Source organism: Vibrio sp. TRT 21S02 (assembly GCF_050113675.1).
Classification (GTDB): Bacteria; Pseudomonadota; Gammaproteobacteria; order Enterobacterales; family Vibrionaceae; genus Vibrio.
Genome location: NZ_JBNJOI010000018.1, coordinates 30,838 through 44,977 on the forward strand (window position 1 = coordinate 30,838; position 14,140 = coordinate 44,977).

The following is a 14,140-nucleotide window of genomic DNA, read 5'->3' on the forward strand; positions in this document are numbered from 1 at the left end:
GTGATAGTAATGAAATTTGCATCTATGCTTGCCGTTGTATTATCCGGCATTGTTAGTTGGAACGTGATGGCTGAATCACCCAACTTTCCCCATTTAGTGACGACGGGTTACGGTGAGGTAACGGCAACCCCAGACATGGCCGAATTCTCGGTGAAAGTTGTAGAATCAACAATGACGGCGGAACAAGCAAAGCAGGCAGTTGATAAAGTTGTGGAGGGCTTTTTGTCTCGCCTGAAAGAGTCAGGAATTGCGAATGACAACATCTCTAGCTCTAACTTATATATCGCACCTCAGTATCATTACCCTAAAAAAGGTAAGCCAGAATTAGTTGGCTACCGCGCTTCACGTAGTGTCACCGTTAAGGTGGACGACTTAGCTAAGCTCAATAAGTACTTGGACATGGCTTTGAATGAAGGCATTAATCAAGTCGACAACATCCAGCTCAAAGTGCGCGATCAGGCGAAGTATCAAGAGCAAGCACGTATGTTTGCTATCAAAGATGCGAATATGAAAGCGAAATCCTTAGCTCAAGGTTTTGAGAAGAAGCTTGGAGATGTTTGGCGCGTTGATTACAACATGCCAAGTGCTCAACCTATGTTAATGCGTTCAATGGCGATGGATGCGAAAATGGAGTCCAACAGTTACCAAGATTCGACAATTGTGATTCGAGACCGAGTGGATGTGATCTACAAGTTAGACTAAAAACATTAGGTATGAATAAGCATCAAGATCGCAGTTTGAAACTTAACTCACTGCGATTTTGCTATTTATACTTTAGTCATTTATAGATGGTGCTATAATCCCTGATTCTATTAGGGAGTTAGTGTAGTGCTAAGGCGTCAGAGTATTTTTTCATATCTCGTTATTACTACGCTCTCTTTTCTCCTCTTGGTTAGTGCTTACTTCTATCCTAAATACCTAAATATAAAGAAAGACTCTATAGAGAATGCTGGCCTGCAATCCTTGCAGCAACTGGCTTTTTCGGAACGAGAGTTAAAAAACTTACAACGGCAGTTTATCTCGATTGCTGAGCTATTATCTCACAGTAGTGCTCTATACGATTACATCATCTTTCCAAGTGAATCTCGCCGGATCATTGTTGAACAAAGTTGGGCCTCGGTTGCTCATTACCAGAAGTGGTATCGTCAAATTCAGTTCATTGATATTGAAGGGCAAGAGCGCGCACGTATTGATTATTCCTATCGTCGTAAACAAGTCGTTGCGCGTGGTGCTCTTCGTGATGAGTCGCAGAGCCCTTATTTCAAATTTGCCCAAACACTTACTGATGAAAACATCGGTGTCTGGCTTTCTTCTTCAGCGAAACAAGTGGATGCAGCGCCGGTTATACGTTTGATTGAGCCTGTGAATGTGATTGGAAAAGAAGAAGGCTATCTCATCGTGAGTGTCGATGTCGGTTACTTATCTGCTCGCCTTAATCAATCAATAGAAGACAATTTCCATATTCGACTCTACGACCAAAATGGCTTTCCTCTGATCCGCCAACAACTGGTTTACCAAGAAGGCAGTGTCACTGCTGCCAATGTTTCATTGCCAACTTTGTCTCAAGACTTATGGCAACTTATCCAGAGTCAAAAATCAGGTTCGCGACAGGTTAATGGCACTATCGTGACGTTTAACACCATTACTATTTCCGATACTTTACGGCTTCATCAAGTGATCATGCTGGATAAGCAGACGTTACTAAACGGAGCGGCGAGAGATTATTATGATCTCTACCAACAGATAAGTATGGTCCTTCTCATGGGGTTGGTATTTCTGCTGCCAACTTCATCCGCTTTTGTTTATTACCGTAAGCGAAGTGTGGAAAGTCAATTGGCAAGGGCGGCATTAAGCGGCATGTCAGCTGTGATGATCTCCGATAAGCTTCATCGAGCTGTGTTGGTTAATGATGAATTTGTTCGCTTGACGGGTTTTACTTCTGAACAGATTGAGTCCCAGAATGCTTTGCAATGCCTCCTTAATGAGGAGCAAGCAAACGATTTGTTAGCTATCTTTGATCAGCTTTCTCAAGAGCAAAGTTGGGAAGGGGAGATCTCAATTACAACGGCTAATGGCCAGGATGCAACGGCTATTATGCGAGTGCAAAGCGTTTGTTCCTCTAGAGGGAAAGTCAGTTACTACATTACTTCACTGGTCGACATTTCGGATCGTAAAGTGCTAGAAGAGCAACTGAGAATGTTGAGTGAGAAAGATGAACTAACGCAACTCTGGAACCGACGAAAATTTGAAGCTGAACTGTCTTGTCACACTAAGCGTATTGAGCGCTATCCTGATTCGGAGCCTGTATGTTTAGGCTTGATAGACATCGATCATTTTAAGCGTATCAATGATCAGAAAGGGCATGATGAAGGAGATAGAGTAATTCGGCTAGTGGCGGATATTTTGAAAATCACATTGCGTGAAACGGATTTTCTTGCTCGCATTGGGGGAGAGGAATTCGCTGTTATTATGCCCAATACCTCATTGGTTGAGGCGGATGCGGCGTTAAATCGGCTCCGAGAGGCGGTTGAACAAGAAATGAAGCTTCCCATCACGATCAGTATTGGTTATACCACACTCTCATCGGATCGTACGAAAAGCTATAAATGTGCTGATATCGCCCTCTATGATTCTAAGTCGATGGGGCGAAATCAGGTTCAGTTTTGCAGTACTGATGAGAGTGTGTTGTAACGGCTAAGAGGTCACTGGAACCAAGGGTTTGAGTACCTTTGCCGTTTGAATTAAGTAATGATCAAAAGCGGCGACTGCTGCTTTGGCATCTTTCGCTAATGCTAGCTTCATGATCTTCTCATACTGTTCAATATTACACAGAGAGTAATCAGTACGAAATGCCGATGCATAGTAGCGGTAGCGACGTATCTGATTAATCAATTGCGTAGAAAACTGATACATATTCTGAGGCTTAGCACCATCAAATAAAGCGAGATAAAACTGATGCAGGCGCTCTTCCCACTCATGCCAATCTGTTTGTTCATTGACTTGAATGCGTGACAACTTATGAAATGCCGTAAGAACGGACAGTTCCCAGTTTTCATCTGCTGAAGAAATTGCATCTTTGAGTAAGATAGCACTGATCACTCTTAGACTTTCATAGAGATCACCTAACTCTTGACCACAAATCGGTGCCACGCGGCATCCTTTTTGGGGTTCAAGAATGACATACTTATCCCACGAAAGTTTAACTAAGGCTTCACGAATAGGGGAGGCTCCTAACTGATACTTATCCTTAAGTTCAGCTACAACCAACTTTTGCCCTGGTGTGAGTTTACCAATTAAAATATCCTGACATATGAGTTTAGCTACCTTGTCAGTTAAAGTAGGGCTAGACACGACTTGCTCCTCAATCAATCCATTTGACGTAATGAGTTATACAGTTCACTGTTTTGTATTTAAATGGGATGGTATTCCGTTCTAATACAAAAGACAAGTCGTAGATATAAAAAAAGAGGGCAACGCCCTCTTTTTATGAATTTTGAACCTTAAGTTGCAAAATTATAAAACGTGTACAGAAGCTGTGTTCGTTGTGCCTGAAGCTACTAGAGCGCCAGAAACCATAACAACGATGTCGCCTTTGTTACCAAGACCAGATTCTAGGGCGATTTCTTTACCCGCTACGTAGAATGCGTCAGTGCTTTCGATTGAATCAACAACAACTGGTGTAACACCTTTAGTAAGAACTAGCTGTGCAGCCGTCTTAGTGTTAGTTGTTAGAGCGATGATGTTTGCAGTTGGGAAGTACTTACGTACTGAACGTGCAGACTTACCGCCTTCAGTTGCAACAACAATCAGTGGAGCAGCCAGTTTTTCAGCTGTGTCTACTGCGCCTTTACATACCGCTTCAGTGATGCGTAGACGTGGGCTGTCTAGACGAGAACCTAGCTCAGCTTTAAGTGCTGAATCAGTACGGTTCGCGATTTGAGCCATGATAGTTACTGCTTCAACAGGGTATTTACCTTTCGCTGTTTCACCAGAAAGCATCACTGCATCTGTACCGTCCATTACTGCGTTAGCAACGTCGCCAGCTTCCGCACGAGTAGGACGTGGGTTGTTGATCATAGAATCAAGCATTTGAGTTGCTGTGATAACCATCTTACGTGCACGGTTACACTTCTCAATCATCATCTTCTGAGCGAAGATTACTTCTTCAGCTGGGATTTCAACACCTAGGTCACCACGAGCAACCATGATACCATCAGAAAGCTCTAGGATTTCGTCGAAGTTATCAACACCTTCTTGGTTTTCGATCTTAGAAATGATGTGGATGTTCTCACCGCCGTTTGCAGTCAGAACTTCACGGATTTCTTGAACGTCAGATGCTTTACGGATGAAAGATGCAGCAACGAAGTCAACGCCTTGCTCACAACCAAATTTAAGGTCGTTCTTATCTTTTTCAGATAGTGCAGGTAGGTTTACAGAAACGCCAGGTAGGTTAACACCTTTGTTTTCGCCTAGAGCGCCGTTGTTAAGAACTTTACACTTAACTTCAGTTTCAGTTGTTGCAATAACTTCCATCTCGATTAGACCGTCGTCTACTAGGATAGTGTTACCAGCGTTTAGGTCAGCTGCGAAACCTGCGTAAGTTACCGCTACTTTGTCTTTGTTACCTACAACTGAGATATCAGTTGTGAAAGTGAACTCTTGACCAGCTACTAGATCAACGTCGTTGCCGCCTTCTAGTTTGATCGTACGGATTTCTGGACCTTTAGTGTCTAGAAGGATAGCAAGCTGCTTACCAGACTCTTCCATTACTTTACGGAAGTTCGCGATACGAGTGCCGTGCTCTTCGTAGTCACCGTGTGAGAAGTTCAGGCGCATTACGTTCATGCCTGCATTTACAAGTTCAGTTAGCTTCTCTACAGATTCAGTTTTAGGGCCAATCGTACATACGATTTTGGTCTTTTTCATGGAAGATATTCTCCGGTAAATATTGTTACAAATTGAAACTCGGTTTTAGCTTTGACGCACTGCCTCAATGTCCTGCATTTTGTGCCTGCAATGGAATCTTTACGAGGTTAAGTTTGTGCACCAAAGACTGAAAGTCTTTCACAATGTTTAGTCATTTTATGACTAAGTTGTGGGCAATTTATCCACTATTTTTGTGATTAACACCCGTTTAAAGGGGGGTGTTGCAAAAAAAAAACAGTCAATTATGTAATTTTTTTTCTTTTAGGGTGCGAATTCTACCATTGAATCATTTCAAATTCACTGTTTAAGAATTGTCTTAGGACAAGGTTTTTACGCTAAATATTAATTTTTTGGTTCAAAATAAATGGACTAAAAAGTTTCACTTTGACTATAATAAGTTTCATATCGAAATTTAATTTTAAAATATACATGTCGAAACGAAACACTCAGCTCAGAAGACACGCGATTTCTAACTTGGTTAATGAAAAGGGAGAGGTCAGTGTTGAAGCGCTTTCCCTTCAGTTTGAAACCTCAGAGGTCACGATAAGAAAAGACTTGGCGTCATTAGAGAAAAATGGCCAGCTTCTTCGACGTTATGGTGGTGCGATTGCATTACCAAAAGAAGTTGTGCATGAAGAATTACATGGAAAAGTTTCGGTTCGTAAGAATGAATTGGCGGAAGCCGCCGCAAAACTGATTCGAGATCATAACCGTGTTGTCATTGATAGTGGCAGTACGACAGCAGCATTAATCCAGCAACTTAATCACAAAAGAGGATTGGTTGTGATGACCAATTCTTTAAACGTCGCAAATGCTCTGAATGAGCTTGAGAGTGAGCCAACACTGCTGATGACGGGGGGCACATGGGATGCTCACTCGGAGTCGTTTCAAGGACAAGTTGCGGAATCTGTTCTACGTTCTTATGACTTTGACCAACTCTTCATTGGTGCAGATGGTGTCGATCTTGCGCGAGGAACAACTACATTTAATGAGTTAGTTGGGCTTAGCAAGGTCATGGCTGATGTCTCGCGAGAAGTGGTTGTGATGGTTGAATCTGAAAAGATTGGTCGAAAAATTCCTAATCTTGAATTGAGCTGGGATGCGGTTGATGTGCTAGTGACCAATCGCGATATCACGGATGAAGATAAACAGACCATTGAGTCTCAAGGCGTCAAAGTGATTTGCGCTTAAATAAAATTCTCCCAAATATCTGGCCTTTGCTTGCTGCCAATTGGGAATATAAACAATAAAAATTTGGAGTCGTTATTATGTGTGGAATCGTAGGTGCAGTTGCACAACGAGATGTCGCAGAAATATTAGTCGAAGGTTTACGTCGTCTTGAATACCGGGGATATGACTCTGCAGGGGTTGCGGTTGTAAATGCAGAGAGTGAGCTGACACGTTTACGCCGTTTAGGCAAAGTTCAAGAGCTCGCAGAGGCTGTTTCAAAAGCTCAGATTTCTGGTGGAACCGGGATTGCACATACGCGTTGGGCGACTCACGGTGAGCCGTCTGAAGTGAATGCTCATCCTCATATGTCTGGGGATATTGCCGTTGTTCACAACGGTATTATCGAAAACCATGAAGAGTTACGAGAAATCCTGCGTGAACGTGGTTATGTTTTTGAATCTCAAACGGATACGGAAGTTATCGCACACCTTATGGAATGGGAGTTAAAAACCTCAGACTCCCTTGTTGAAGCGCTGCAAAAAACGGTGAAGCAGTTAGAAGGTGCTTACGGCACTGTAATTTTCGACAAAAAAGATCCAAGTCGCGTTGTGGTTGCACGTTCTGGTAGCCCATTAGTGATCGGCTTCGGGATGGGGGAGCATTTCATCGCTTCAGATCAACTGGCGTTGTTACCGGTTACCCGTCGTTTCACCTATCTTGAAGAAGGTGATGTTGCGGAAGTGACGCGTTTTGAGGTCAATATTTTTGATGCGAATGGACAAGCAGTAGAGCGTGAAATAAAAGAATCAGAAGTCTCTCATGATGCGGGTGACAAAGGTGAATACCGTCACTACATGTTAAAAGAGATCCATGAACAGCCGGTTGCGCTGCAGCGGACGTTAGAAGGTCGACTTGCTAATGGCCAAGTGATTTCATCTATTTTTGGGGATAATGCAGAAGCGCTACTCAGCCAAGTGAAACACGTACAGATCATTGCATGTGGTACCAGTTATCATGCTGGGATGGTGGCTCGTTACTGGCTAGAAGAGTGGGCGGGTGTTTCTTGTAATGTTGAAATTGCTTCTGAGTTTCGTTACCGCAAGTCCCATGTGTTTGAGAACTCTCTACTTGTGACCATCTCTCAGTCAGGGGAAACCGCAGATACCTTGGCAGCATTACGACTTGCGAAAGAAATGGGTTACATGGCCAGTCTGACGATTTGTAATGTCCCGGGATCGTCATTGGTTCGAGAGTCAGACATGGCTTATATGATGAAAGCGGGCGCTGAAATTGGTGTCGCATCAACCAAAGCATTTACGGTGCAACTGGCTGGCTTGTTAATGCTCGCAGGGGCCATTGGTCGTCATAACGCACTATCAACAGAGCAAGAAGCCCAGTTAGTCTCGGCGCTGCAATCTTTGCCTGCCAAATTAGAGCAGACATTGTCGATGGCCGATGCGATCGAAGCGTTAGCGGAAGATTTTGCAGATAAGCACCACTCGTTATTTTTGGGGCGCGGTGAGCAATCAGCCATTGCGATGGAAGGTGCATTAAAGCTGAAAGAAATCTCATATATTCACGCAGAAGCGTATGCTGCTGGTGAATTGAAGCACGGCCCGCTTGCTCTGATCGATGCAGAAATGCCAGTGATTGTGGTTGCACCTAATAATGAGCTGTTAGAGAAGTTGAAATCGAACGTCGAAGAAGTGCGTGCTCGTGGCGGCTTGATGTATGTGTTTGCAGACGCGAATGCTTCATTTGAAAGCGATGACACCATGAAAGTGCTCAATGTTCCTCATTGTGATGAGTTTATCGCACCTATTGTTTATACCTTGCCATTGCAGCTACTTTCTTACTATGTCGCTCTCATCAAAGGGACTGACGTTGACCAACCTCGTAACCTTGCAAAGAGCGTGACCGTGGAATAATTAAGCTAAGACCAGAAAGTGTAAATATCGAAAGACAATAACTTTTAATCAATCACTGCAATATCTGGTTTTGACCTCCGACTAAGTTGATCTTGGTTGGAGGTTTTTTATGTCAGATGCAGATAAATGATTTAATCAAACAGGCCATAGCGCCGAATTGACCTAAGCAATTAATTACCAGTCTTTTGTTGTAATGAGAATCAATTGTAATAAAAGAGTGGTTTATTTATCCTTGGCTTATTCAGTTAATAGAGTAAGTACAACACTATGAGTGGCCATTCGTTCTTTGAGCATCTTTTCGAGCACTCTCAGCAAGTCACCCCTTATCTGCATGGCGCGATAAAGCCTCTATCAGAAGGCGGTGTAGAGTCTACGCTTATTCATATTGATCGCCCTAGCTCAGAGAACATCCGAGAGCTATACGAGAGCCTCAAGCTAGCTCACCCTGAAGCTGGATCCGCTTATTGGTTAACTCGTACTTGGACGTTACTCTGTTGGCAACCTATTTATGTCGCTTTTGTTGCTATTTACTCTTGCCAAGGTTTACCTAAATTATCTTTGATTGGTCAGCACGTTCAGCCAAATTTTATCAGTGGTTATCAGTTTGACTCGGAAGATTATTTTCAGGGCACTGAACAAGAACTCGTCACGCTTGCGGGAAAAGAGCTTAATGTTCTATTTGATTATTTTCGCCAAGAAATGAGCCTTTGGACTCGTATCCGACCTGGCTTTACCAATTACTTGTTTGCTGATGGGGTGTTAGGTTGTTTAGTGAAGCTAAGTCACTTTGCTCCTGATCTCTCAGCAGAGTATTTAATGGATCAGGCTCAACAGTGGTTAGTAGCCTGCAACCTTCCTGAGAAGCTGGTGGGCTCTCTTCGTTATGATGAAACATCTCAACAACTTATCTTGGTGCGAACCAGTTGTTGTTTGGTCTATAAATGCCAAGGCCGAGAGCTATGTACTGACTGTCCTAGGCATCCAGACAATAAGCGCTAAATTAACTCAGCGCTTTTTTGAGGTTCTTTACGGCTAAATAGGCTATCGCAGTAATCAAGACCGAGAACACGATGCACAAATAGATAGGGTATAAAGGGCTCACAGTTGCGGTAAATGCCAGCAGTGAAGCGAATCCATAGCCAATGGTATGCGACATAGCGATGTAACCGGCAACTGCTCCAGGCTCATCACTTTGTTTTTCTGTTGCCTCAGAGGTGTAAGCCGGTACAAGTAGCGCTGCACCACTTGCGACAATTGCCATTGCTACACCATAAAGCCAAACATTGGGAACTAAGAAAAGCACGAAGCCACACACTAAACTAACAGCCCCCAACCGATACATGTTCAATGGCGTAATGTTTTGTTTTTTGATGACAATAACTTGGATTAAAAATGTACATGTCGCACTAATCGTCAAGAGCACGCCAATACCATCACTGACTTCAGCCGCCGACCAACTCGTTATTGTGCTCATCAGGGGAGTAAAGCTGTACTGCAAAAGTGCAACCGCCGCACAAAGCAACAGACCACTGAACAGATAAGGCCAAAAGACTTTACTTGGTAGCCAAGATAACGGCTCCACAACTTTATTCTTCTTTTTACAAAGTTGAGGTGAAGGCAGTAAGGCTACACTGGTAAATACGACGACTGGAAGCGCGATCATTAACATTAATGGAGCATAAGGAGATAACTTTAAGGCGATGATCGCAATCAAAGGGCCAATAAGCCTACCGGTACTCAAACCAATACTGATACCAGTAATTGCTTGCAATCGGTTCTCTTTTCCACATAAAAGGATCGACCAGTGTTGGCAAGCAGGAACCATTCCCGCTACGGTGCAACCATAAACAATCCGAGCGAGTAACAAGCCAAATAGACAGACTTCGGTCATAACGGGCCGATCATCACTCCAGATAGTAAACAAAAGCAACAGCATGAAACTAAATGCCATACCGAGTAGGGCTTGCAGCACCACGTTTCTCGGTCCCCATCGGTCGCTGTATCTGCCCCAGCAAGGGGCTGCGGGCAAAAAAAGAAAACTGCCAATGGCGATAAGAATGGACCAAGTAGGCAAATTAAATGCCGAGCGTTCAATCAAGAATGGTAGAGATACGAGCAAGCCATTTTGGCCAATACCCATGAGTGCTGCTGCTGAACTGATTGCCCACAGTTGAGTCTTTCTGCTGTGTAAAACTGACATGTTTTTAATTCATTGTAACTATTATAGAAATCATCAATAAGCTAGTTGTGTTAATAATGAATATGCTATTGATTGTGAAAATAATTCTCACTTCGTTGTTTGCGTGGTAAAGTTACTGGCTTAAAGCCAATAACTCAACTTCATATTTCACTTATGTATCAACTGGTCGATGCGTCGTTCGAAATCGACGGTAAGAGTATTCTTTCTCCCACTAGCATCACATTTTCACCGGGAAAAGTGACGACGCTTCTTGGTCACAATGGGTGTGGAAAATCGACCTTGGTAAAGCTTCTTAGCCGTCAAAATTCTCCCACACATGGACAAGTTCTGTTTAATCAACAATCTGTCTCTTCATTTTCAAGTTTAGAGTTTGCCCATCAGGTGGCGTATCTTCCTCAGCACCCTCCGATAACGGATGGAGTCACAGTTCGTGAGTTAGTGTGCTTTGGACGCTATCCGTGGAAAGGGGCATTTGGTCGTTATGGAAAAGAAGATTATGTCATTGTCGATGAAGCCATAGAGAGAGTCGGCTTAACCCAATTTTCTGAGCGATTTGTTGCAACCTTATCTGGTGGTGAAAGGCAAAGAGCTTGGGTTGCGATGCTACTTGCTCAACAAAGCCAGTGTATTTTGCTTGATGAGCCGACATCGGCTTTGGATGTGGCACATCAGCATGAATTACTGGCTTTAATTCGAGAGCTAAACCAATCCATGGGCTTAACAGTGATCATGGTATTGCATGATGTCAACATGGCAGCAAAATTCAGTGATCACCTCATTGCTCTCCATTCTGGAAAGGTGATTGCCGAAGGTTCTCCTCAAGAGTTAATGACTCCAGAAATACTAATGAAAATATATGGAATGGAACTGGCGTTATTCGAGCACCCTAAAACTGGAAAGCCAATCAGTTACATCCCCTAAACAAAAGGAACCTGTTGTGAAAAAACTCATAGTGATTCTTTCTGCGGCATTTGCATTCAATAGCTATGCACTCGATATTACCCATGAAATGGGGACCACTTCCTTTGACTCGACTCCTAAGAAAGTCGTGGCATTAGACTGGGTTCTGACAGAAACCGTTCTTAGCCTAGGCGTTGAACTTGAAGGTGTTGCAGATACAAACGGTTATCAGCAGTGGGTGGTGGAGCCAAGTCTAGACCCTGATGTCATTGATGTCGGTTCGAGACGAGAACCCAACTTAGAGTTACTGACCGATATCAAACCTGATGTCATCTTGATCAGCAAACATATGGCTGCTGCGCATGAGCAGTTGAATAAGATTGCGCCAGTGCTGGTTTACAGCGTTTACAGTGAAGAAAAACAACCATTGAAGTCAGCAAAGTCCATTACCACTTCTTTAGGTAAACTTTTCAATAAAGAGGTACGTGCTAAGCAAGTTATTGAACAGACAGATAAACGTCTTGCGGCCAATGGAGAAAAAGTTGTTTCGGCAGGAAAAGCGGATAAGCCGCTTCTGTTTGCTCGATTTATTAATGACAAAACGCTGCGTATTCACAGTCAAGGTTCTTTAGCGCAAGACACCATCAGTGCGATGGGACTCAAGAATGACTGGCAGGAACAAACCAATCTTTGGGGCTTCACCACAACGGGAACTGAAAAGTTAGCTGAACATCAAAAGGCGAATGTGATGATTTTTGGTCCTTTAAAACAAGAAGAGCGTCAGCAACTTACTCAATCCCCTCTTTGGCAAGCCATGGAGTTTACTCGTACTGACTCCGTTTACGAGCTTCCAGCCATTTGGACTTTTGGTGGACTGATCGCAGCGCAAAGATTTAGCGACCACATTACCGAGCAACTTACCCAACCAGAATGAATACCTTAAAGATCGCAAATCAAGCCAATGGGCGATTGAACTTTAAAGCAGCAGCGTTATTCAGCGCTGCTGCTTTGATTATTGGTTCACTGCTCCAACTAACCGCACCTTATTCACAAGGCCTTGGGCTGATTTGGGATACTATATTTCATTTTGATGCGGCCAATTACCAGCATCTCATTACTTATTTAACATATTTGCCGAGACTGACGGTTGCGATTATCTGTGGATTTGCTCTCGCCGTTGCAGGGTGTGTGATGCAGTTTGTATTGCGTAATCCTATCGCTTCACCAACCACTTTAGGAGTGGCCGCTGGTGCAGAATTGGGAATGGTGCTTGGTGTTTTATTGATTCCTGCCAATGTCGTGCTCCCAAGTTTTGTTCCCGCATTTGTAGGTGGCTGCCTAGCAACTGGATTAGTCTTCATCTTGAGCTCTGCAAGAGGGTATTCGCCATTACATATGGTGTTAGCTGGTATGGTGGTGAGTCTATTTCTAGGCTCACTCAACACCATGTTATTAATGCTCCATGAGCAGCGACTCACCAGTCTCTTTGTTTGGGGGGCTGGCGTACTTAATCAAAATGACTGGTCAAGTACGCAAATGTTATTGCCTTTGGTTCTTATACCCACGAGCTTGCTACTGGTGTTACAGCGCCCACTATCCGCACTACAGTTTGGTGATAATGTTGCCACTTCGTTGGGCGTCAACATTAAACAGATCAAACTGCTCTGCTTATCTTTAGCCATTTTCATTACTGCCGCAGTGGTCAGTGAAGTCGGCTTGATTGGCTTTGTCGGCATTGTTGCGCCTGCCATCGCGAGAATGCTTGGGGCAAGAACCCTTACAAAACAAATTTTAATGAGTGGCCTCGTTGGCAGTGGCATCCTGCTTATCGTTGACCTAGTCATCCAGCCGTTCTCTGGCGTCGGGGGAGAGCTTTTACCAACAGGTGCAATGACAGCATTAATTGGCGCACCTTTCTTGTTATGGTTACTGCAACGAACCAAACTACAATCCGACCTTAAAGCACGCTCTGAACATGTCGAACATTACAAACAGGTCAACACACACAAGATCTTGGCTGCATTGCTATTGGTGCTCATGGCAGTGTCTCTTTTCGCCATCATGGTGGGTAAAAATCGGTTTGGTTGGAGCTTTGGTTTCAATCAGTCCATTTTCGAATTGCGCGCGCCACGTGTACTTGTTGCACTAGTTGCAGGGATAGGGTTAGCCTTTGCAGGGACGATCATTCAACGCATCTCTAATAACCCTATGGCTAGCCCAGAAGTCTTAGGCATCAGTTCTGGTGCTGCGCTAGCCTTGGTTCTTGGTTCTTTATTTGGTGTTGCTGTCGATAGAGAACAGCAAATGTTTTTAGGTACGCTTGGTGCTGTCTCAGTTACAACGGTGGTTTGGTTAATCGGTAGGAAGCATCATTTTGCTCCGACACAAACCTTACTGACGGGGATTGCTTTGAGTGCGGGTTTAGATGCCTTACTGAGAATTGCGATGAGCTCGGGTCATGATAACGCATCAGCGCTACTGACATGGTTATCGGGCTCAACTTACCTGGTTGCCAGCAATGATGTTCTGCTGCTTGCTGTTGGTGTCGCTTTCATCGGTGGTATCGCGTTATCACTGAGCCGCTGGATAGCAATAATCGGCCTCGGGGAAATCACGGCTAACAGCATTGGTATGAATGTCACTGTGGTGAGATTGGCACTGTTGTTACTTATTGCAGCATTGACGACGCTGTGCACGATCGTTATTGGCCCACTTAGCTTTATCGGTTTGTTGGCTCCGCACATGGCGCGCTCACTTCACCAGTACCGTGCAACACCACAAATGCTTACTGCTGCATTGCTGGGGGCGATCATTATGGTATTGGCTGACTGGATAGGGCGAACACTTTGGTTCCCTTGGCAGTTTCCTGCCGGTCTATTAGCTTCCTTGATTGGTGGCGGTTACTTCCTCTATCTAATGAGACGTTAATCGACCGCTTACTTAACTCGGTGGCCAGATAAGGTGAACGCTTACATGATGGCAAAATACATCGTTGTCCTTAAACCTTTGTGTTTAA

The 14,140-nt window shown here is 43.9% G+C and carries 11 protein-coding genes; 8 read left to right on the top strand and 3 right to left on the bottom strand.

Features of this window, described 5'->3' with window-relative positions:
• Positions 1–9 precede the first annotated feature (9 nt).
• Positions 10–702 carry an oxidative stress defense protein gene (locus ACQEXU_RS18385; RefSeq protein ID WP_427011860.1) on the top strand — a complete coding sequence of 231 codons (693 nt, stop codon included), beginning with the start codon at positions 10–12 and terminating at the stop codon, positions 700–702.
• A 126-nt stretch (positions 703–828) separates the two neighbouring features.
• Entirely contained in the window at positions 829–2,691 is a 1,863-nt protein-coding gene (locus ACQEXU_RS18390; RefSeq protein WP_427011861.1) for a sensor domain-containing diguanylate cyclase, read from the top strand.
• 3 nt (positions 2,692–2,694) lie between these two features.
• Here the strand turns inward: ACQEXU_RS18390 and ACQEXU_RS18395 are convergent, their stop codons facing one another.
• Together ACQEXU_RS18395 and pykF are read right to left on the bottom strand one after the other, a co-directional pair.
• Positions 2,695–3,351, bottom strand: a complete 657-nt coding sequence (locus tag ACQEXU_RS18395; protein ID WP_427011862.1) for a GntR family transcriptional regulator — start codon at positions 3,349–3,351, stop codon at positions 2,695–2,697.
• A 162-nt stretch (positions 3,352–3,513) separates the two neighbouring features.
• The gene (gene pykF / locus ACQEXU_RS18400) at positions 3,514–4,926 is read right to left on the bottom strand and encodes a pyruvate kinase PykF (protein ID WP_427011863.1); all 1,413 of its coding nucleotides are present in this window, start codon (positions 4,924–4,926) and stop codon (positions 3,514–3,516) included.
• A gap of 429 nt (positions 4,927–5,355) precedes the next feature.
• Between pykF and ACQEXU_RS18405 the strand changes: the two genes are divergently transcribed.
• From ACQEXU_RS18405 to ACQEXU_RS18415, 3 genes are all read left to right on the top strand, one after another.
• Positions 5,356–6,117, top strand: coding sequence for a DeoR/GlpR family DNA-binding transcription regulator (locus ACQEXU_RS18405; protein WP_427011864.1), 762 nt, complete (start codon positions 5,356–5,358; stop codon positions 6,115–6,117).
• 77 nt (positions 6,118–6,194) lie between these two features.
• Positions 6,195–8,024, top strand: coding sequence for a glutamine--fructose-6-phosphate transaminase (isomerizing) (glmS, locus tag ACQEXU_RS18410; RefSeq protein ID WP_427011865.1), 1,830 nt, complete (start codon positions 6,195–6,197; stop codon positions 8,022–8,024).
• Positions 8,025–8,291: 267 nt separating this feature from the next.
• On the top strand, positions 8,292–9,023 hold the full coding sequence (locus ACQEXU_RS18415) for a siderophore ferric iron reductase (protein WP_427011866.1): 732 nt from the start codon (positions 8,292–8,294) through the stop codon (positions 9,021–9,023).
• A gap of 1 nt (position 9,024) precedes the next feature.
• On the opposite strand, the gene ACQEXU_RS18420 is transcribed toward ACQEXU_RS18415, so the two are convergent.
• Positions 9,025–10,224: an MFS transporter gene (locus ACQEXU_RS18420; RefSeq protein WP_427011867.1), complete on the bottom strand. Its 1,200-nt coding sequence runs from the start codon at positions 10,222–10,224 to the stop codon at positions 9,025–9,027.
• Between the two features lie 153 nt (positions 10,225–10,377).
• Here ACQEXU_RS18420 and ACQEXU_RS18425 point away from each other — a divergent pair, with 153 nt between their 5' ends.
• Genes ACQEXU_RS18425 through fhuB form a run of 3 tightly spaced genes read left to right on the top strand, consistent with a single transcriptional unit; the run spans position 10,378 to position 14,052 of the window.
• The gene (locus tag ACQEXU_RS18425) at positions 10,378–11,145 is read left to right on the top strand and encodes an ABC transporter ATP-binding protein (protein WP_427011868.1); all 768 of its coding nucleotides are present in this window, start codon (positions 10,378–10,380) and stop codon (positions 11,143–11,145) included.
• Between the two features lie 16 nt (positions 11,146–11,161).
• Positions 11,162–12,058, top strand: coding sequence for an iron-siderophore ABC transporter substrate-binding protein (locus tag ACQEXU_RS18430; protein WP_427011869.1), 897 nt, complete (start codon positions 11,162–11,164; stop codon positions 12,056–12,058).
• Positions 12,055–14,052, top strand: coding sequence for a Fe(3+)-hydroxamate ABC transporter permease FhuB (fhuB, locus tag ACQEXU_RS18435; RefSeq protein ID WP_427011870.1), 1,998 nt, complete (start codon positions 12,055–12,057; stop codon positions 14,050–14,052). The genes ACQEXU_RS18430 and fhuB overlap by 4 nt, the downstream gene beginning before the upstream one ends.
• Positions 14,053–14,140 lie beyond the last annotated feature (88 nt).